The organism is Pseudomonas sp. S2_C03 (assembly GCF_054668405.1).
In genome coordinates this window covers 2,320,891-2,341,282 of the sequence record NZ_CP162766.1, presented here as the reverse complement: position 1 = coordinate 2,341,282, position 20,392 = coordinate 2,320,891, and the positions used below count along the sequence as shown (strand labels likewise).

The 20,392-nt window shown below is 60.9% G+C and carries 17 protein-coding genes and 2 pseudogenes; 14 read left to right on the top strand and 5 right to left on the bottom strand.

Features of this window, described 5'->3' with window-relative positions; genetic code table 11:
* Window positions 1-5 precede the first annotated feature (5 nt).
* From AB4N64_RS10635 to AB4N64_RS10620, 4 genes are all read right to left on the bottom strand, one after another.
* Entirely contained in the window at window positions 6-893 is an 888-nt protein-coding gene (locus AB4N64_RS10635; protein ID WP_460125141.1) for a DUF2950 domain-containing protein, read from the bottom strand.
* Window positions 890-2,359, bottom strand: coding sequence for a DUF3300 domain-containing protein (locus AB4N64_RS10630; protein ID WP_460125138.1), 1,470 nt, complete (start codon window positions 2,357-2,359; stop codon window positions 890-892). The genes AB4N64_RS10635 and AB4N64_RS10630 overlap by 4 nt, the downstream gene beginning before the upstream one ends.
* 98 nt (window positions 2,360-2,457) lie before the next feature.
* Window positions 2,458-3,129, bottom strand: coding sequence for a MarC family NAAT transporter (locus AB4N64_RS10625; RefSeq protein WP_460125136.1), 672 nt, complete (start codon window positions 3,127-3,129; stop codon window positions 2,458-2,460).
* A gap of 22 nt (window positions 3,130-3,151) precedes the next feature.
* Window positions 3,152-3,718 (bottom strand): hypothetical protein, encoded by a 567-nt coding sequence (locus tag AB4N64_RS10620; RefSeq protein ID WP_460125133.1) that lies wholly within the window; start codon window positions 3,716-3,718, stop codon window positions 3,152-3,154.
* 444 nt (window positions 3,719-4,162) lie between these two features.
* Between AB4N64_RS10620 and AB4N64_RS10615 the strand changes: the two are divergent.
* From AB4N64_RS10615 to AB4N64_RS10555, 13 genes and pseudogenes are all read left to right on the top strand, one after another.
* Window positions 4,163-6,619, top strand: a pseudogene (locus AB4N64_RS10615) (type VI secretion system Vgr family protein); the annotation flags it as partial.
* Window positions 6,620-7,300: 681 nt separating this feature from the next.
* Window positions 7,301-8,158: a phospholipase effector Tle1 domain-containing protein gene (locus AB4N64_RS10610; RefSeq protein ID WP_460126701.1), complete on the top strand. Its 858-nt coding sequence runs from the start codon at window positions 7,301-7,303 to the stop codon at window positions 8,156-8,158.
* The gene (locus AB4N64_RS10605; protein ID WP_460125131.1) at window positions 8,155-8,793 is read left to right on the top strand and encodes a DUF2931 family protein; all 639 of its coding nucleotides are present in this window, start codon (window positions 8,155-8,157) and stop codon (window positions 8,791-8,793) included. Before AB4N64_RS10610 ends, AB4N64_RS10605 begins: the two co-directional genes overlap by 4 nt.
* Window positions 8,780-9,130 (top strand): hypothetical protein, encoded by a 351-nt coding sequence (locus tag AB4N64_RS10600; protein ID WP_460125128.1) that lies wholly within the window; start codon window positions 8,780-8,782, stop codon window positions 9,128-9,130. The genes AB4N64_RS10605 and AB4N64_RS10600 overlap by 14 nt, the downstream gene beginning before the upstream one ends.
* A pseudogene (locus AB4N64_RS10595) lies at window positions 9,127-9,560 on the top strand (DUF2931 family protein). Before AB4N64_RS10600 ends, AB4N64_RS10595 begins: the two are co-directional and overlap by 4 nt.
* 11 nt (window positions 9,561-9,571) lie before the next feature.
* On the top strand, window positions 9,572-9,763 hold the full coding sequence (locus tag AB4N64_RS10590) for a DUF2931 family protein (RefSeq protein WP_460126699.1): 192 nt from the start codon (window positions 9,572-9,574) through the stop codon (window positions 9,761-9,763).
* Between the two features lie 64 nt (window positions 9,764-9,827).
* The gene (locus AB4N64_RS10585; RefSeq protein WP_460125125.1) at window positions 9,828-10,805 is read left to right on the top strand and encodes a hypothetical protein; all 978 of its coding nucleotides are present in this window, start codon (window positions 9,828-9,830) and stop codon (window positions 10,803-10,805) included.
* The gene (locus AB4N64_RS10580; protein ID WP_460125122.1) at window positions 10,780-11,367 is read left to right on the top strand and encodes a hypothetical protein; all 588 of its coding nucleotides are present in this window, start codon (window positions 10,780-10,782) and stop codon (window positions 11,365-11,367) included. Before AB4N64_RS10585 ends, AB4N64_RS10580 begins: the two co-directional genes overlap by 26 nt.
* Window positions 11,368-11,400: 33 nt before the next feature.
* Window positions 11,401-11,664, top strand: coding sequence for a PAAR domain-containing protein (locus tag AB4N64_RS10575; protein WP_460125119.1), 264 nt, complete (start codon window positions 11,401-11,403; stop codon window positions 11,662-11,664).
* A 2-nt stretch (window positions 11,665-11,666) separates the two neighbouring features.
* Window positions 11,667-12,884 carry a hypothetical protein gene (locus AB4N64_RS10570; RefSeq protein ID WP_460125117.1) on the top strand — a complete coding sequence of 406 codons (1,218 nt, stop codon included), beginning with the start codon at window positions 11,667-11,669 and terminating at the stop codon, window positions 12,882-12,884.
* A 1-nt stretch (window position 12,885) separates the two neighbouring features.
* Window positions 12,886-16,224: an ImcF-related family protein gene (locus AB4N64_RS10565; RefSeq protein ID WP_460125114.1), complete on the top strand. Its 3,339-nt coding sequence runs from the start codon at window positions 12,886-12,888 to the stop codon at window positions 16,222-16,224.
* A 303-nt stretch (window positions 16,225-16,527) separates the two neighbouring features.
* A complete protein-coding gene (locus AB4N64_RS10560; RefSeq protein WP_460125111.1) occupies window positions 16,528-17,055 on the top strand; it encodes an MEKHLA domain-containing protein in 528 nt (175 codons plus the stop codon).
* Window positions 17,056-17,124: 69 nt separating this feature from the next.
* Window positions 17,125-18,198, top strand: a complete 1,074-nt coding sequence (locus AB4N64_RS10555; protein WP_460125108.1) for an NAD(P)-dependent alcohol dehydrogenase — start codon at window positions 17,125-17,127, stop codon at window positions 18,196-18,198.
* Here the strand turns inward: AB4N64_RS10555 and AB4N64_RS10550 are convergent.
* Entirely contained in the window at window positions 18,188-19,150 is a 963-nt protein-coding gene (locus AB4N64_RS10550; protein WP_460125105.1) for a site-specific integrase, read from the bottom strand. The genes AB4N64_RS10555 and AB4N64_RS10550 overlap by 11 nt on opposite strands.
* Window positions 19,151-19,332: 182 nt before the next feature.
* On the opposite strand from AB4N64_RS10550, the gene AB4N64_RS10545 reads away from it, so the two are divergent.
* Complete coding sequence (locus AB4N64_RS10545; protein ID WP_169866584.1) at window positions 19,333-20,322, top strand: DNA-binding protein; 990 nt, start codon at window positions 19,333-19,335, stop codon at window positions 20,320-20,322.
* The last annotated feature ends 70 nt before the right edge of the window (window positions 20,323-20,392 follow it).

Here is a 20,392-nt window from a genome sequence, read left to right as displayed (position 1 = left end):
GTTCGCTATTGCGGGGCGACGGTGACCTCCTGCCAACTGTCATCGGGGTCGAACAGCTTCATCGCCTGCGCCAGTTTGGCGCCATCGGGGCCCAGGTCTTTCTCGAAGACCTGGCCGTCATGGCTGATCATGAAACTCATCACGCCGGTGTCGTCGTATTTGACGGGCCAGGCAATCATCGCGAAGCCGCGGCTCATCTTGTCGCCGATCAGGTAGCTGTAGGCACCACCCGGTGCCGACGGACCCTGGCCGTCTAGGATGCGGAAGTGATAACCGTGCCAGCCTTCGCCGGCCACACTTTTGCCGAACAACGGCCCCAGCGGGCTGATCTGCCCGCTGTCGTCTTCCGCCCAATAGAGCCCATCGTGCTTGCCGGGTGTGCTGAAGATCTTTTGCGCATATTCCAGCGCGCCGTCGCCATCACGATCCACGGTGGCATAGTCCATTTGCGCATCGTGATAGGTCAGCACCGCCTGCTGGGCGTCCAGTTCGTTGCGGCCGATGCGCCGGGTGCGCAGCTCGGCGTCGCCGGCCTTGATGTCGAAGCGCCAACCGCTTTCGCCTTTCAGCAAGGGAATGGGCAGGGGCCAGTTGTCCTTGCCCACTGTCAGTGTGGCCTGGCGTTCGCCGGTTTTTTCGATGTGATGTTGCTCGTGGTATTGCCTGAGGAAAGCCTCAACATCCTCGCGCTGTGAACCTTTGCGCGGGATGTAGGTTTGCCAGTCCTTGCCCAGCAGTTCGGTCAGCCGGGCCTGATCGGCGCGCTCGGTGCCGAGCGCCTTGACGAAGGCCTCCGCGGCTTTTTCAGGGGTTGGAAAGGATTGCTGCGCTGCTGCAAAACACGACCATGCCAGGCCGAACAACAGCACCGATGTTTTCAAATACCTGTTCATCGACGGCCCCCCCGCGAACGTGCCCCGGCGCCGGAAGGCCGGCTGATCTGGCGACCCTCAGCCCGTGCGCCGCCACCGCCACGCTGGGCGGACGCCTGGCTGGCCCGGCCACGCAGGGCCTGGGCATTGGATTGCGACGGCGAGCGCACACCGGCGAAGGCGTTGTTGCGGGCGGCGCCGCGGTGCTGGGCGCCCTGGCGGTTCTGCTGCAAGTCCTGGCGGCGCTGGTTGTTCTGCGCGGTTTCGCGGCGCGGTGTTTGGTTTTCGCGCGTGTTGCGTTGGGTGTTCTGGCTGCGGTCAGTGGCCCTCGGACGCTCCGTACCGGACTGCATGCGGTTACCGACCGAGCCTTCGGACCGCGCCTGGCGCATCTGGTCCTGCGCCTGGCGATTGCTGGTAGCCGGACGCTGGATCCCGGCCCTGTCCATGGAATTGCGGGCCCGGTCGCGAGCCTGGGCGCGCTGGGCGGTGTCCCCGCGAAAGGCTTCGCGCTGGCGGGCGCCGTCCAGTTGGCGGCCGTACTGTTCACGACTGCGAGCATCTCGATACGGCACACCGTCGCGATTGGCGGGGTTGTGCTGCCACTTGTTGCTGTTGATACGGTTGTTGATGTTGTTGCCATTGATGTTGTTGTAGCGGTTGACGTCGATGTCGACGTCGTTGTTGCCCCAGTCGCAATCGCCCCACAACGAGGCGACGATCGCCACCCCGGTGCCGAACGCCAGTCCAGCCACGAGGGCCTGCCCCGGGTAGTACGCCGGTGGCGGCGGGTAGTAGGCGGGCGGCGACGCCGGGTAAGGCCAGGTGCCGTAGGTGGTCGTCGGGTTATAGGTGGGGACGTACACCACCTGCGGGTCGGCGGGCTGGATGATGATGGTGGAATTGCTGCTGGCCGGTGCCGCTGGCAGGGTCTCGGCTTTTGGCCGGTCGGCGGGAGCGGGAGCGGCGACCTGTACCGTTACGTTCTGGTACTGGTTGCTCTCAAGGTTGCCGGCGGCCTGCGCCTGGCGCCGCAGATTCTGTACGCCACTCATCAGGTCGTCCGGTTGCGCGAGGAAGGCATCGCCCAGGCGCTGCACCCACACCGGGTCCTGGCCCAGGGTGGCGAGCACCTGCGGAAAAGCGACCAACGCCTGCACGCTGGGGTCCCAGGGCTGATTGGCCACCTGCTTGACCGCGTCGTCGCCCTTGGCATTCGGGTTGGCCTTGGACCAGGTCACGGCTTCGGCGACTTCCCCGGGATAAGTGCTGGCCATCAACACCTGTGCCAGCAGCGGGTCGGGATAGAGCGCGATGGGGGCGGCCATTTGCTCCAGTTGTTCCTGGGTGAACACCGGGTCTTTTGCAGGTGGCGCGACGGCCGCTGTCTCGACCGGTGGCGGGGGCGTGTCCGGCGTTTGGGCCAGGGTGGTACCCCCACTTAGAAACACAACGACTGACGCCGCGTAAACCCATGAAATACGCATTGCCTTACCCCTGTGCAACCACGTTGGTTGGAGATGAAGGGATCCATGTCGAGACCGTGTAAACAGGCGATTTTCAAGCCCAACGACAAGCGTAGCTGCTACGGCGGGCGCAGCGTGTGAAAGTTGCTGTCGATCAGGGTTTGTACGATTTCCACCGCACCGTTGATTGCAAACTGTGCGCCCATGCACACCAGCAAAAAGCCCATCAGCCTTGAAATGGCATCGATGCCTGATTTGCCGGTCAGGCGCATGATGAATCCCGAGCCGCGCAGGCATAACCAGAGAATCAGCGCGGTCAACAGGAAGATCAGTGGTGGTGCTACCCAGATTACCCAGGCGGGGAACGCCGTGCTGTGCTTGATCGTGGCGGACGAACTGATGATCATCGCAATCGTCCCGGGGCCTGCGGTACTGGGCATCGCCAGCGGGATGAAGGCGAAATCGATTTGCTCCGTGACGGCATCGGCGGGCTGGGGTGCCGGTACCGGCGGAAACAGCATCTTCAAGCCCATGATGATCAAGATCCCGCCACCGGCCATGCGCAGGCCCGGTATGGAGATGTTGAACACGTCCATGACGAGCTCACCTACGTAATAAGTGAGCGTCATGATCAGGAAGACATACAACGACGTGAGGAAGGCCTGGCGGTTCTTTTCCTGCTGGTTCAGGCCTTTGCTCAGCGCGATGAACAACGCCACCGTGGTCGGTGGGTTGGTCAAGGGCAACAGTGCCAGCAGCCCGAGCGCAATGGCGTTGAGCAGGTCGGTCATGTCGGCGCTTTCTCAGGCCGGGTTAGCGTGAGGTTTCGACCTGCAGGAATTCGGTCAGAACGGCGTCGACCGTCTGCCCGACCTTGAGGTTGCCCATGCGTGCCTGAAGATCAGGGTTTTCAACCTTGACCACACGCACCGGCCCTTCAGGCGGCAGCAGGGTCACTTCGTGATCCTTGAGGTTGATGGCGGTGATCTTCGACGTCACCCGAACCTCACGAATCGCCTCGCCACCGGGGTTGGGGTTATCCTTGGCCACGCGCGCGACCATGGATTCATTGCTGATTCCCGGTTGATCACCGATATTAGTATCGAGCACATAGGCCACCGAACGCGCCACCTTGATGTCGACCTTGTCGCCGACTTGCAGGTTGTGCAGGTTCTTGGCCTGGTCGGAGAGCTGGATCACCACCGGTTTGCCCTCGGGATCTTCGATGGTCACCTGGCGATTCGCCGCGTCGACGGCCAGTACCTTGGAGATGATCTGACCTTCAAGGGTCTTGCTCCCCAACGGGATTTCGGCGGCTTGGGCCAGGGACATGATTGAGGCAAAAGCACCAGCGCAGGCAAGAAAGCGTATCGATTTCATAGGACTGCATTTCCATGTGATGTTGGGTTGGGCTGCGCGATGCAAGGCTCAGACACGGCGCATTCGCCAAAGCATAGACATTGATTGGCGATGTGCTTGACGTAATTGATCCGCCACGGCACCTGTAGTGAGCAATCGAGGCGTCGAACCGTCGCGATGGTCGTCAACGATGACGCGGGAATCCTGACACCCCGAGGCGCCCGAACCACCATCGCGAGCCTTCGAGCGTCGACCGGCTGCTCCTACAGAAAAGCGGCGTTTTCATAGGCTTCCAAAATCTGGAAACTTCCTACAGACCCGGCGCCAGAACATTTGGACGCATCCTACGCGCCCATCAGAACCGTCCTATTTCCACAATTTTCAGCTTCTAGAACACTGACCCGCATCCAACGCGGGTGGATAAAAACCTCCCCGCCACTCCATCCAGGCCAGGGAGGCTTGACCATGAGTTCACTGCCGATTTTCTTCGACCACAGCCGCCACAAACTCTGGGTGCGCGACCTTGAACCCACCCTCGACGTGCTGGCCTTCCACGGCGAAGAGCGCCTCAGCCAACCCTTTTGCTACCACATCGAATTCACCAGCACCGAGCAGGACCTGGCCGCCCAGCAACTGCTCGGCCAGGACGCCGGCTTCAGCCTGCATGCCATACCGATCGCGGTGATGCCCTGGGAAACGCTGACCATCGAACCGTTGCGCACCCTGCAAGGGGTGATCACCGGTTTCCAGCGCCTGTCCGCCTCCAAAGACGAAGCGCGCTACGAAATCACCCTGCAACCGCGCCTGCAACTGCTCGGCCTCGGCCGGCAATACCGCATCTACCAACATAAGTCGGTGCCGGAAATCGTCGAGAGCATCCTGCGCAGCCGACACGACATGCGTGGCCATGAGTTCTTGTTTCGCCTCAAACGCGAATACCCCCGGCGCGAGCAGGTCATGCAATACGGCGAGAGCGACCTGGCATTCATCAACCGCCTGCTGGCGGAGGTCGGCATCTGGTACCGCTTTGTCAGCAACGAGCGTCTGCGCTTCGATGTGGTGGAGTTCTGCGATAACCAGTGCGGTTACCAGTTCGACGTGCAGTTGCCGCACCGCCCGCCAGCGGGGTTGGGCAGCGACGAGGTCGGCGTGTGGGCCCTGCAAAACCGCCACCGGGTGGTGGAACAACACGTCAACGTGCGCACCTATCAGCACCGCGACGCCAAGGCCCGGCTCGATGCCGAGGTCGATCATACCCGTGGCGCGCCGGGCACTTACGGCGAGGCCTACCACTACGCCGAACCCTATCGGGCGCTGGGCGATCCTTACGAGCGCCACGAAAAACAGCTCGGCGAAAGCGGCTACTTCTTCGCCCGCCTGCGCCACGAGCGATACCTCAACGACCAGACGCACCTGAGTGGCACCAGCAACAGCCCGACCCTGGCGCCAGGCCAGGTGCTGGCCATCAGCGACGGCGCCCCACAAGCCTTCAACCCGAGCTGCGCGGTCATCGCCGTCAGCATCCGCGCCAGCCGCGATGGCGCGTTCATCTGCCAGTTCCAGGCCATGCCCTACAGCGAAGAGCTGTGTTTCCGCCCGCCGTTGTTACCCAAACCGCAGATCGCCGGCACCGTGCCCGCCCGCGTCACCAGCGGCCTGGCCCACGACCGCTACGCCGAAATCGACAAGGAAGGCCGCTACAAGGTCAACTTCCTGTTCGACCGCGACACCTGGCCACTCGGCCGCGAAAGCGCCTGGCTACGGCTGGCCCGGCCCTACGCCGGCGACACCCACGGCCTGCACCTGCCGCTGATTTGCGGCACCGAAGTGGCGATCGCCTTCGAACAGGGCGACCCCGACCGCCCCTACATCGCCCACGCCCTGCACGACAGCGAACACCCCGACCACGTCACCCTCAACGCCCGCAATTACAAGCGCAACGTGCTGCGCACCCCGGCCAACAACAAGCTGCGCATGGACGACTCGCGGGGCCAGGAGCACGTCAAGCTCAGCACCGAGTATGGCGGCAAGAGCCAGCTGAATTTGGGGCATCTAGTGGATGCGCAGCAGAAGCGGCGGGGGGAAGGGTTTGAGCTGAGGACCGATGATTGGGGCAGTGTGCGGGCGGGTAAGGGGGTGTTTATCAGTGCGGATGCGCAGGCGAGGGCCCAAGGCCCGGTCCTTGACATGAGCGCCGCCGTCAATCGCCTGCAACAGGCTGGTAAACAACTGCAAAAGCTCTCCACCGACGCCCAGGCCGCCCACGCCGAACCGGCGGATGTGGCGGCGCAATTGCACCTGCTGCGCCAGGACCTGGAACAACTGAAATCCTCGGTGCTGCTGCTCAGCGCCCCACAAGGTATCGCCCTCACCAGCGGCCAGCACCTGCAACTGGCCGCGCAGGACAACCTGATGTTCAACGCCGGCGGCGAAGCGGACATCAGCGTGGTCAAGCGCCTGTTCATCGGCGTGGGCCAGGGCTTGAGTTTGTTCGTGCGCAAGTTGGGCATGAAGCTGATCGCCAACCAGGGCGCGGTGAGCATTCAGGCGCAGAACGACAAGTTGCAACTGCTGGCCCGGCATGGTTTGGACATCACCAGTACCGAAGATGAAGTGCGCATTACGGCCAAAAAGAAAATCATCCTGAATGCCGGTGGCAGTTACCTGACCCTGGAAAAGTGTGGGATCGAGTCCGGCACCGCGGGGGACTACAAGGTCAAGTCGGCCTATTACGGATACACCCAAACCAAGGCCACCCAGCCGATGCGCCAATCCTGGTTGCCGGCAAAGATCGACCCGCCGCTGGAGTTCGACGAGCAGTTCCGGATATTAACCCCCGGTGATCAGCCCTGGGCTAACACGCGGTACAAGATTACAGCCGCCTCCGGCCAGACCTGGAAAGGCACCACCGACAGCCAGGGGTTTACTGAGCGGGTGTACACGGAGACGCCGCAAGCGCTGTCGTTGAGCTATGACCTGGAGGAGGAAGAAGAGGAGGAAGAACTGGAGGGGATTACCCTGCGGATCGGGCTGTTTTTTGATGGGACCGGGAACAACCTGGGTAACTCAGCGCATACCGAAGATTGTCGTCGCGAGGACCTGACGCATTTTGTTCAGAGCGAACTGGATAGCATCATCAAGCAATGCACTGACAGTGGTTTTGGCGGGTTCGATGGCACGGCTTTCAGTAGTGCGCCGGATAACAGCTATGGGAATGCGCCGAGCAATGTGGTGCATCTGCATGATCTTTATCCAGATCACTCCAGTGACGCTTTGCTGGAGGGAAGTGAGATTGGCTATGTGCCGGTCTATTTGGATGGGATAGGCACCACTCGTGAGAAAGGTGACTCGGTCATCGTCGGCCAAGGCTTAGGGCTCGGTGAGACCGGGGTGGTGGCGCGGGTCAAACAGGCGTCAAGCTTGATCGAGAAACATTTGCGGGCCTTTGCCGACAAGAACAGTGAATGCTTAATCCGGCGTGTTGAGTTCGACATCTTTGGTTTCAGTCGTGGTGCCGCAGCCGCTCGGCATTGCGCCAATGAACTGCTAAAGCCAGGCGGTGGTTTGTTTAAGGAACTACTCAAGCCCGGACGCTTAGTCCTGATGGAAAACTTCGATCCAGCGGTGGACATCTGCATTAACTTCATCGGCCTATTCGACACTGTCGCCGCCATCTTCGACCTCCCCGAGCTTCTCGATGGTGATTTCGGTGTACACAACGACAACAACCCCGGTGTGAACCTGTACCTGCCGCCCAACTGTGCGCGCAAGGTTATCCAGCTTCAGGCCCGAGACGAGCATCGTCATAACTTCGCGCTCAACAGCGTGCTGGACGACCATCAGCAAGTCATCCTGCCCGGCGTGCACTCAGACATCGGCGGCGGCTATCTGCCCAAGGCCCGCGAACGGGTGTGGCTGACCAAACCACGGCGCTTCACCGTGCCCGCCAATTCCCCGGTAGACGCACAGCCTGCCTGGGCAGAAGCGCGCTTCAAGAAGGTCCAACTGGAGGGAACCGGTGTTGCTGCTGACGGCAAACTCAACATCAAAGCCTGGCCGATCGCTCAGGCACCTCGTGGACCACAGGCGCGCCATAGCGAAGACTATTTCCTGACCATCGAACTGGACCGGCCGGTGCGCGGCGAGTTGTCGTTGATCCCGCTGCGGGTGATGCGCGAGCTAGCGGCGCGGCATGGTGTGCCGTTTGACGTCATTGCTGATGAAGACGAGCGCTTCCAACTTCCCAAGGAATTGAAACCGATCGCCGAGCGCATTCTCGATCAGACACTCGGTGAACTTGAGGTCAGCCTTGATCGCGACCAGGAATATTTGCTGCGTCGTCAATACATCCACCAGTCCGCGCATTGGGTGCCTAGCGGCCCCTTTTTGGTCAGCAAACCGACGGATAGCGGCCAGCGCAACATCTACGCCAACCGGCCGCAGAAGGGGTACCCGCAATGATGCGTCTTGTCTTGCTCATGGGACTGTTGGTCAGTTTGAGTGCATGTGCCAGTGGGCCGAAGGCGCCCCCTCGGCCCAAATTGCCTTACGACAGTTGGTACATCGCTCTTGCGGCCCCGCGTTTTATGGAGGTCTGGGTCGAGGGCGTGGATGTGCTTGATCAACGTGGGTGGGCATTTTTCCGTGTTTTTGGCGGTGTGGCCAGCTATACCCGTCAACCAAAAGGATGGCACAAGGGCGGGGGCAAAATGATGCCCGTGAACAACGTTGACTTGCCAGAAAAGTTATTTCTGCGTTGGCAATCATTGGTGGAGCCGCAGACCTACAAGATCGGTATCCAGATCCCACAGTGGGTGCGCGATGAGATGGTCAGACCACATGAGGTGTTCTGCAAGTGGGATCAAAAGGTGGTGACCCTCTACCGGGACACCATCACCCTAGGCATGGCTCCCGGCGGCATCGTCAAGGTTTGGTTGGGTTCAGGTTGTCTGCAGCATAAGGAAATTGGTCGCTTTCAGGCCGAGATCGAACTGCTGGGGCCTCATCGTAAAGGGAACGGTAAATATTATCGGGCACCGAAACCCGAGGCCCAGGAATACATCGACAAGCACGGAATTCCTTATGGGACTTGGTAACGAGTGTTCGATGCTTGGCGAGCTGTCGTTGATCCCGTTGCGGGTGATGCGCGAGCTAGCGGTGCGGCATAGCGTGCCGTTTGATGGCATTGATGATAAAGACAAGCTGTTCCGCTTGCCTGGGGAGTTAAAACCGATAGCCGACCGCATTCTGGATCAGGCACTGGGTGAACTTGAGGTCAGCCTTGATCGCGACCAGGAAAGTCTGCTGCGTTGTCGCTACATCCACCAGTCTGCGCATTGGGTGCCCAGTGGGCCTCTTCTTGTCAGCAAACCGACGGAAAGCGGCCAGCGCAACATCTACGCCAACCGGCCACAGAAGGGGTATCCGCAATGACGCGTCTTGCCTTGATCATTGGCCTGGTGTTCAGCCTGAGCGCCTGTGCCAGTGGGCCGAAACCACCCCCTCGACCCAAGTTACCTTATAACCATTGGAACATCGCTCTGGTGGCTCCGCGTTTCATGGAAGTGTGGGTCGAAAGCGTGGACGTGCTCGATCAACGTCGCCTGGCGTTTTACCGCGTGACTGGTGGAGTTGCCAGCTACACCGCTAAAACCGAAGGCTGGCACAAAGGTACGGGGGGGGGAAGCCTATAAATAATGTCGACTTGCCAGAGCAACTTTTCTTGCGCTGGCAATCTCTGGTGGAACCACAAACCTACAAGTTTGGCATTCATATCCCACAGTGGGTGCGCGATGAGATGGTCAGGCCGGAGAGAGTGTTCTGCCGAGGCTCAAAAAATGGAAGTATGATTATCGACGGATAATTACATTGGGTATGGCCCCCGGTGGAATTGTCAAAGTTTGGTTGGGCGGGCCTTGCCTGAGTTTCAAGGAAGTCGGTCGCTTTCAGGCCGAGATCGAGGCGTTGGGACCTTACCGAGGCAAGAGCGAAGCTCAATACGTCACCATCGAACCCGAGAACAAAACTTACGTAGAAAAGCACGGAATTCCTTATGGGACTTGGTAACGCCCCCCGCAATTAACACCAGCAGGCACGGACTCGCAGTAATTCAAATGGATGAGGCATCACTATGCAACAGGTCAACCTCGCAGGCTGTACCAATAGTTCAGGTAGTACTGTAGTGAAAGCACAGTCTTCCGAAGTTTCTTTAAGCTGGGTGTCACCGGCCGAGAACGCAGTGTTCACGATCACGCAAGTGGCGGAACTACCCGAAATTGTTTTCGAGTTTCGAACCCAAGCTGCTGGCGAATACAAGTGGTCCTGGTCAATCAAGTGGGTGGCGAGAGTCAGTGGCTTGAGAGAGCGCGCGCGAAAGACTGCCGATCTACAAGTGTTCGAAGAGAACGGTTCATTCGTCAGTTGTAGCAATCGATGGGTTGCGAACTTCGATGAAAAGGTTTTGGGCGGAACATTGAGCGTGCAGGTCAGCTGCAATGGAAAAACGTTGAGTCGAACCGTCTTTATAAAAGGTCAGAACCCGAGTGCGCAGGACGTTGCGAACTATATCGACAGCCTGGAAGGTATGAGTGGCTTCGATAAGTTGCTGGAGCAGGAAACCCATACCAAGCACTTCATCGAATTGGACGGTGAGCCTATCGTTGCTTTCGATAAGGGCTATGGCATTACGCAGATGACCTGCTCGGCACCGTCCTTTGAACAGGTCTGGAGTTGGAAGGCCAATATTGTTGCCGGGTCTGCCACCTACAAGGACAAAGTTCGCATTGCCCGAAAATATCTAGGCCAGGAAGGCAGGACCTACACCAACGTACAACTGCAACATGAGGTATTCAGCCGCTGGAATGGGGGCTCCTACCATGAGTGGGACAGTGCTGGTTCGGCCTGGGTCAGGAAAAATAACCTCTTGTGTGATTCCAGTGCCGGCAATATCGGTTGGTCGCTGAACAGCGAGAACAATACGGATAAAACAGAAGCGCAATTACATGAACGTGACAAGGATAAGTATTCGAAAGGGACCAACGGACAATCGGATGAACATCCCTGGGTTTATTCGGGGGTTTGTTATGCAGATCACGTGCTGGGTCAGTAATTTTATTAAGGTGTCGACGGTTTTTCTGATGGTGTTCAGCAATGTTAGTTGCGTTTATGCGGCCACCGAAACAGTCTGGGTCGGAAAAAAGGGTGCAATCGTTCAGTTGCAAATGGCGGACGAAAGGACCCATGAGTTTAAGTTACCCGCAACTTCGGCGGGCGTCTTTTATGACGTGAGCAAACACAGGGTTGAGGCGCTCGAGTTTATGTCCGTCTTGCGTGTCTATCCCTCCAACTCAGAAAACCCCGAAGGCTTCTGTGGCTCTGGAAATGAAGTCTGGTTATCCGTCTATCGAGTGGATGGCCCAGCGCTGATCAAAGAACAAAAAGTGTTGGTGAGCAGTTGCCTGCGCTCGATTTCATTGGCCAGTCAAAACTCCGGAGCGAGTGCGCAAGATACCGATTTTTCTTCGGTGCAATGGGGCCCGTATGGGTTTTCCATTGAGTGGTTCAGCAATGTCGATGCTGTTGGGCGGCCGTTACAGTCTTCCAGTTTTGTCTGGCATGGCGACGCTTTTTTACAGCACGAAGTGTTGAACCAGGAAACACCCCAGTCGTGAGTCAAACCGATCAATAAAACAGGGAAGAAAGACATGAAAGGCATCATTCGTATCGGCGACAAGAACACCAGTGGCGGCACCGTGCTCTCGGGGTCCGAGGTCATGCGCTTCAACGATATTGGCGTCGCTCGCAAGGGCGATCCCGTGCGGTGTCCGGTTCCCGGCCATGGCGAGACGGTGATCGAGGAAGGACTCTCATCGTATTGTGACAACGGCGTTCCGGTTGCCTTCGAGGGGCATCGCTGCGCCTGCGGGTGCGTGTTGATTTCCTCCATGCCGAAAGCAGGAGCGAACTAGCCATGCCGGTCGGACTGGACCGTGTCCGTGCACCTGCACGCCGGCCTGAGCGCCCGCGCATGCTGCTCTGGCTGGGTGTGCTGGGGCTGTTTTTGGCTGTGGGAATGGGGGCGACGGTGCTGTTCGCCACGCAGGCCTTGCGCGAGCAGCCGCTGGTGTTCTGGAGAGTGGCTCTGGGTGTGCCGCTGCTCGGCTGGGCGATTCTGGGGTTTGGGCGAGTGGTGCTTTACGCCGGCCAGCACAGTGCTGCCGATGGCTGGGATGAGGCGCGGGAAATCGACCTGATCCGCAAGATTCGCCGGGGGCGACGTTCCTTGCAGGTGCTGGGCGTGAGCCTGTCCACCGCACTGCACGACCCACAGCAGCCAGCTCTGGGTAAGGCCCCTGGCCTGACGGCTCAAGCAGACACACCGGATGAATCGCCTGTGCGTCACACGCGGCTGCCTGCCGGGGCAGATGAAGCTCCTGAAGAGGTGCTGTTGCGGGCGTTGACCCAGGTGCTGACCGACCTTGGCCAACCTTTGGCGCAATTGCCGCAGGAGCAACCCCTGGCCCTGTTGCTGGAAGTCGACAGCGGTTTATCCGAAGGCCTGTTACGCCGGGTGTGGCAGCAGGCGTGGCGGGCTTGCGGCATACGCCAGTCAGTATTGGCCGTCGAGGGCTGTGGCCTGGCAGCAGTGGATCAATGGCTGGATTGGCGCATCGGTGATCAAGCCTTGCTGCTGGTGGTGGCGGTGCAGTTTGCCGTGCAGCCGCGCGAAGGCTCGGCCGAGGCGGTGGTGGGTGTGTTGCTGGGCAATCGCCTGACACAAACCACGTTGCCAGCCATTGCCTCTCTGCATCGACCGGAGCAGGAGCGCACGCTCGCCGACGCCGAGCTACTTCAGGCGGCGCGCCGGTCTCTGGACTGGGTGCCGCTGGACGGAGCGGAAATAGAGCAGGTCTGGCGAGTGGGGGTTGATGCCCAGCGCACTGCGGCCCTGACGGGCGTGATGCTTGAAGCGCCGATACCGGCAGGCTCGCCCCAGGGTGTTAGCGACCTGGATGCGCTGCTGGGGCATTCGGGCAAGGCCTCACCGTGGCTGGCTATCTCGACGGCGGCGCAAACCATAGAACGCGGCGCCGGTGCGCAATTCATTTTCAGTGGCAGCAACGACGCCGCCGGGCTCTGGTGTACGGTGCTGACGCCTGCGTCACCGCCTGCGAAACAGGAAATCTGACATGCAATTTCGACACTCTGTAGTGATAGGTGTGCTGATGGGCGTGCTGTTGCTCGCCACGCTGGCATTGGATGTATGGATCTGGCGTCAACCTGAGTCCCTGGGCATCACAGCCGGCAGTGCCGTGCAAATGCTCTGGCTTGCGCTGCTGTCGGCCAGCTTTCTGGTGGTGCTGTTTCTGGGTGGTTACAGGTTGCTGGGTCGGCAGATGGGGCAGGCCGATTATCGTCGGTTGCAGGCAGACGATGTTCGTGAACCATTGGACCCACAAGTGGCCAATGACGCGCGAGCGGCGCGTATTCGTGAGGAGATCAAGACTTACCTGCAGGAAAATCACGGCTTCTTCTGGCGCTATAAAGCTCGTCTGCTGTTGGTGGTGGGTGAAGATGCGCAGGTCGAAGCCATCGCCCCCGGCCTTAAGGACAAGTGCTGGCTCGCCGGTCACGACACCTTGCTGATTTGGGGTGGAAGCACGCAAAACCCATTCGATGAAAGCCGCTTTGCCCCATGGTCCGGCTTGAGCAGGTGGCGTGACCTGGATGGCGTGGTCTGGGCATTGAATAGTGCGCAAAGCACTGACGGCGAGGCCATGGATACAGGCGTTCGCCACCTGCAAGCCCTGGCCCGCCGCCTGCGCTGGCACCTGCCACTGCACCTCTGGCAGATCTGCACCAGCACCTGGCCGCAGGATAAGCGCGCCACGCAAACTGTCGGCTGCCTGCTGCCACGCTCGGTCACGCCGCAGGATGTGGAGCAACAACTCGAACAGCTCGTCCAGCCCCTGCGGGCCTACGGTCTTGGCCAGATGAATGAGTGCAATGGCCACGACTTCCTGCTGCGCCTGTCCGTCGATTTGCGCAGCGAGGGCATCGCCCGTTGGCGCAAGGCGCTGGCGCCGCTGTTGCGATTGTTCGCCCGGGGTGTGCCGCTGCGTGGCTTGTGGTTCAGCCTGCCGTTGCCGGTGCCGGAAAAATCCGACGGCCACTTCTGGCACGCCACCGCGCCCTGGGGCGGGGTGCTCGATGATCGCCACGCCGAACAACGTCGCCTCGGCTGGGGCGTCATGCGCACTGCGCGGACCCTGGCACTCGGCCTGATGTTGCTGGCAGGCGCGGGTGTGTTGCTGTCGTTCGCGGCCAACCGCGTGCACGTCGGCCAGGTCAACACGGCGCTGACGACGTTGCAGCAGGGCGGCTCGGTGGATGATCAAGTCTTCGCCCTGCACGAACTGACCCGCGAACTCGGCCAACTGCTCGCGCGCGCCGAACACGGCGCGCCCTGGTACCTGGGTTTTGGCCTGACCCAGAACGAGCGTCTGCTCGCCGCTGCCTGGCCGTCGTACGTAGAGGCCAACAACCGGCTGATGCGTGACCCGGTCGCGACTGAGCTGGCGCGTCAGCTGCAAGCGCTGATCAAACTGCCTGCGGACAGCCCTGAGCGCGTCAAGCGCGCCGCAGTCGCCCATGCCCAGCTCAAGGCCTACCTGATGCTGGCGCAGCCTGCGAAAACCGACAGCGCGTTTCTCGCCCGTACGCTGACCGAGGCGTTGCCCCAGCGGGCGGACATTTCGCCTGGCGTGTGGCAAGGCGTCGCGCCCAACCTCTGGCAGTTCTACGCCGAACAATTGGCGGCGCACCCGCAGTGGCGCGTCGAGAAGGATGTGCGGTTGGTGACGCAGGCGCGTCAGGTGCTGCTCGGGCAACTGGGCCAACGCAATGCCCAGGCCAGCCTGTACCAAAAAGTCCTCGACGACAGCGCCAATCAGTACCCGGCCCTGGGCCTGCAACAGATGGTCGCTGGCACGGATGCAAACGCGTTGTTTGCCACGCCCCACACGGTGCCCGGCGTGTTTACCCGCCAGGCCTGGGAGGGGCAGGTGCGCCAGGCCATCGACGCCATCGCCGAAGCGCGCCGCGAGGAAATCGACTGGGTGCTCAGCGACCAGCCCGGGCAAATCGCCGCCGAGCTGAGCCCGGAGCAACTGCGCCAGCAACTTACTGACCGCTACTTTGAAGACTACGCCGACGCCTGGCTGGACTTTCTCAACAGCCTGCACGGGCAACCGGTGGGCAGCCTGGGCGAGGTGATCGATCAACTGACGCTGATGAGTGATGTGCGCCAGTCGCCGTTGATTGCGCTGATGAGCACGCTGAGCTGGCAAGGGCAGGCCGGCCGACGAGGACAGGCGCTGGGCGATACTTTGGTGAAGTCCGCGCAGAAGCTGATGGGTCAGGACGCGGCCATTGATTTGCCTGAATCCACCGGCCCGCTGGAGAACAGTTTCGGACCCTTGCTCGCGCTGCTGGACAAGGACGGCGACAGCGAGCGCCTGAGCCTGCAAGCCTTGCTCAACCGGGTGACCCGGGTGCGCCTGAAGCTGCAACAGATCAGCAACGCCGCCAACCCGCAGGCGATGACCCAGGCGCTGGCGCAGACGGTGTTTCAGGGGCAGCAGATCGACCTCACCGACACTCAGGCCTACGCCAGCCTGGTGGCAGCGAGCCTGGGCGCGGAGTGGGACAACGTCGGCCAGACGCTGTTCGTGCAGCCGCTGGAACAGGCCTGGCAACGGGTCCTGCAACCGGCAGCCGCCGGTCTCAACAGCCAGTGGCAACGGGCGATCGTCAACGACTGGCAGCAGTCATTCGCCGGTCGTTATCCCTTTGCCAACACCGCCAACGACGCGTCGCTGCCGATGCTCGGGCAAATGGTGCGCGCCGATTCCGGGCGCATCGAGCAGTTTTTGCAGCAGCAACTCGGTGGCGTGCTGCGCAAGGAAGGCAGTCGCTGGGTGGACGACTCCCGGCACAGCCAGGGCTTGCGTTTCAACCCGCAGTTTCTCACGGCGATCAACCAGCTCAGCCACCTCGCGGACGTGCTCTATACCGACGGCGGCATGGGCATGAGTTTCGAGCTGCGCGGCAAACCGGTGCGCGATGTGGTGCAGACGATGTTCATCCTCAACGGCGAGAAACATCACTATTTCAACCAGAAGGAGAGCTGGCAGCGTTTCGGCTGGCCGGGCTTCACCAGCCACCCGGGCACGCGCCTGCTGTGGACCAGTGTGCGGGCGAGCGAGCGATTGTTCGCCGACAACGAGGGCACCTGGGGCCTGATCCGTCTGCTGGAAAAGGCCCGGGTCACACCCCTCAACGACAGCGCCAGCCACTACCGCCTGCAAGTGCGCGCACCTGACGGTCTGGACCTGACCTGGGACCTGCGCACGGAGTTGGGGGCAGGGCCGTTGGCGCTGCTCAAACTGCGTGACTTCAAGTTGCCCAGGCAGATTTTTCTGGTGGAAAACGAGACGACCATGGCGCAGAACAAGAGACGTTACTAGGCCTCGGCCATCGCGAGCAGGCTCGCTCGCACAAGAGCACCACCGGACCTGTGGGAGCGGGCTTGCCCGCGATCGACTTCACCGGTGACGCGGGTTTACTGACGCCCTGCGGTGTTCTTGCGACCATCGCGAGTAAACTCGCTCCTACAGGGGCGCGGGGTATTTAACAGGTGCGGCAGACTTTTAAACTGTGGGAGCGCGCCTGTTCGCGATAATCGTCAACGCCGGTATCCTGATACCCCGAGCCGGCTTCACACCTATTGCGAGCGGGCTCGCACACAAGGACAGCACAGGTGACCATTGATGACTGATCTGCAAATCATCCAGCAACTCGACCAATCCTACCGGCACTGGACCGGGCGCGGGCTTCCTGTTCCGGAGGCTGTCGACGGGTCGCGTGAAGCGTGGATTCACCATCACGCCCCCTACAGCCTGGTGGCCCACAATGACGACCCCGACCCGCACTTCATCTACACCAATGAATGCGCAATGACCTGCTTCAAGTACAGCCGGGAAGAGTTTTGCGCCATGCCTTCTCGATTCAGCGCCTCAAGCCTGGATCGCAATGCGCGCCAGGCGCTGCTCGAGGTGGTGACCGCCAAGGGGATCGCCAGCGGGTACAGCGGATACCGGGTCGACCGCCATGGCGAACCCTTCATGATCCACGACGGCATCGTCTGGGAAGTGCTGGACGCAGAAGGTACTCGCACGGGGCAGGCGGCACTGTTCTGGCCGCAACTGGCGCCGCTTGGCAGGTTCAATCACTACCGTTGCGACTCGCCCGTTCCGACGAGTGGTCGCCGATCTGCGCACCAATCGCTCAATCGTTGACCATCATCAATCCTTCACCCGTTCGCCGGGCGCAGCCTTTGGAAACGTGCAGGTAAAGGAGGGATCACCATGGCAACCATGAGAGCGGCTGTTTTCGTAGAAAAGAACCGGATCGTGCTTGAGGACAAACCGATTCCCGAAGTCGGTCCGCTGGACGCACTGATCCGCATTACCACCACGACCATCTGCGGCACCGACGTGCACATTCTGCGCGGTGAGTACCCGGTGGCCAAAGGCCTGACGGTAGGCCACGAGCCGGTCGGCGTGATCGAAAAACTGGGCTCGCAGGTGCGTGGCTTTTTCGAAGGCCAGCGAGTGATTGCCGGCGCCATCACACCCAGCGGGCAAAGCTATGCCTGCCTTTGCGGTTGCGGGTCGCAGGACGGTCCGGATACCCGCCATGGTTTTCGCGCCACTGGCGGCTGGAAGTTCGGCAACATCATCGACGGCTGCCAGGCTGAATACGTGCTGGTCCCGGATGCCCTGGCCAACCTGTGCCCGATCCCTGACGGACTCAGCGACGAGCAGGTCCTGATGTGCCCGGACATCATGTCCACCGGGTTTTCCGGTGCAGAACGGGGCGAAGTGAACATTGGCGACACCGTGGTCGTCTTCGCGCTCGGCCCTATCGGGCTTTGCGCCATTGCGGGCGCACGACTCAAGGGGGCGACGATGATCATCGGCGTGGACGCCGTGCCCGAACGCATGAGCGTGGCTCGCAAGCTGGGTGCGACTCACGTGGTCAACTTCAAGGAGGGCGATGTGGTCGAGCAGATCATGGCTCTGACCGATGGTCGTGGTGTCGATGTGGCCATCGAGGCGCTGGGTACGCAGGGCACGTTCGAATCGGCGCTGCGGGTGCTGCGGCCAGGCGGGCGGCTATCGAGCCTGGGCGTTTACTCCAGCGACCTGCGTATTCCGGTCGATGCCTTTGCCGCCGGGTTGGGCGACTTGAGCATCGTTTCGACGTTATGCCCTGGCGGCAAGGAGCGCATGCGCCGGTTGATGGCCGTGGTGCAGAGTGGCGGGGTAGACCTGTCGCCGCTGGTGACCCACCGCTACAAGCTCGACGACATCGAAGCCGCATACGAGCTGTTCGCGCACCAGCGCGATGGCGTGATGAAGGTGGCGATCACTCCGTGAGGCGAGCAGGCACCTGCACCATGGGTGTGGGTGCCTGAACCGCCAGGCCACCGAACGAGGCGGCAGAGTCCACATACCGCAGCGCGGATTTCACGTCCTTCCAGCCCACGTAACTCATCAAGCCCTTGATGTCCCAGCCGTTCGCCGACGCCCAGGTGGCAAAGCCCCGGCGCAGCGAGTGGCTGCTGTAGAGCTCGGGCGCGACACCCGCTTGCTCAAAGATGCGCCGTAACAGTGGAACCAGGCTGTTGGCGTTGATCCCGTCTTCAGCCAGATGGCCCCAGCGATCGATCTTCCTGAATACCGGGCCATGGGCGGTGCAGGCGGCGGTGATCCAGTTGATGTAGGCCTGAACGGGGCAGAGTTTCTTGAGGGCTGGCGTGTGATAAGTCGCCCCCAGGTGTTGGCGATCGCCCTTGGAATGCGGCAGGTAGAAGGTGATGCCGCTGCCTGCTTCGACCTGGGTGTGCTCAACCTGCAAGCGTGCCAGTTCATCCCCGCGAAACCCGCGCCAGAACCCGATCAGCACCAGCGCAATGTCGCGCCGATGACGCATGACGCCGGCCCAGTCGCCGTGCGCCTGAGCCAGGCTCGCTTGTTGCTCCAGCCAGCCCACGGTTTGCTCCAGGTGAACAAGTAGTAGCGGGGCGGCCTGTTTTGCCGGGGCAGGATGCAGCGTGCGGATGCCCTTGATCATCTGCTTGACCGTGGGCGTCTTGGTGGGATCGGGAAACCCCTGGGTGACGTGCCACTGTGCCAACGCCGCCAGCCGCTGTTTCAGCGTGCTGATCGCCAGCTTGTCCGCGTACTCGGCGAGGTAACGCACGATGCCATCGCCGGTGGCTGGCAGGAAACCACCCCACGTCACTTCAAAGTGCTCCACGGCAGCGCGGTAACTGCGCCGGGTGTTCTCCCGCGTACCGGCCTGCAGATAACGATCAACCTTGTTCATGACGGGGTTCCTGCGCAAAACGGGCTCTCAAGCAGATCACGATGGGCGAAAACTACCCATCACATTCGATAACGCTCAATTATGTTATCAAAGACAGCAGGTTGCTTTGTGTAATTTCTACACATAACGTAGTATGTAAATACGTATTATGTAATACGGTATGAAATAGTAGGAGCGAAAACATGGCGCGTGGCGGTGTAAACAAGGTAATCGTCCTGAAAGCGAGGCAATCGTTGCTGGCGCGTGGCGAGAATCCGAGCATCGACGCGGTCCGTATCGAGCTGGGCAATACCGGCTCGAAAACCACCATTCACCGTTATCTCAAAGAGATCGAGACGTTCGATCCGGCGCCGCCAACCTCGCCGGAGCGCCTGAGCGAGGAGCTGACCGCGCTGGTCGCCGGTTTGCTGGAGCGACTCCAGGAAGAGGGCAGGGAAGCGATTGACCTCGCCCAGGCACAATTCGATACCGAGCGTACCGCGCTACAGCAGCAGCTCGACGCCTCCCAGGTCCAAGTCGGTTCCCTGCAACGTGAGGTCGATATCCAGAAAAGCGCGCTGGCGGCACAGTCCGAAGAACTGCAGCTCTGCCAGGCCAGCCTTCAAACCGAGATCACCCGCAATGCGCGCCTGAGCCAGAGTTGCAGCGACCTGGAGCTACGGGTGCAGGAGAAGGACGAACAGATCCGCTCCCTCGAGGACAAGCACCAGCATGCTCGCGAGGCGCTCGAGCATTACCGTACTGCGGTCAAGGAACAGCGCGATCAGGAACAACGCCGCCACGAAGGCCAATTGCAGCAAGTCCAGCTCGAGCTTCGCCAGTTGCAGCAAACCCTGATGCTAAAGCAGGACGAGTTGACCCGCCTTAACCGTGACAACGAGCGTCTGCTGGCCGAAGCCCGACAACAGGCGAAGGCCATGTCCACGCAGGGGGATTCCTTGCAGCGCTTATCCGATGAAAATGCCCACATGAAAACCTCGCTCGCCAGGGCCGAAGGCGCCAGGGAGTTGCTGCAAGAGCAGATGGGTGTTTCCCGCGATGAAATCAAAAGGCTCGAAGGCGAGCTGGCGCGAGCCGCGTCCGAGGCCGCGCACCAGTTGCAGCAATCTCACGCGCAGGTCGCGGCGTTGCAGCAGACGATCAATCAATATCAAACAGGTGAAGAGCGATGACCCATGAAGAAGCAGGACACAACGCGGTGTCGGTGGAGCGATCGAGCCTCAAGTCTGCCCACGAACGCAT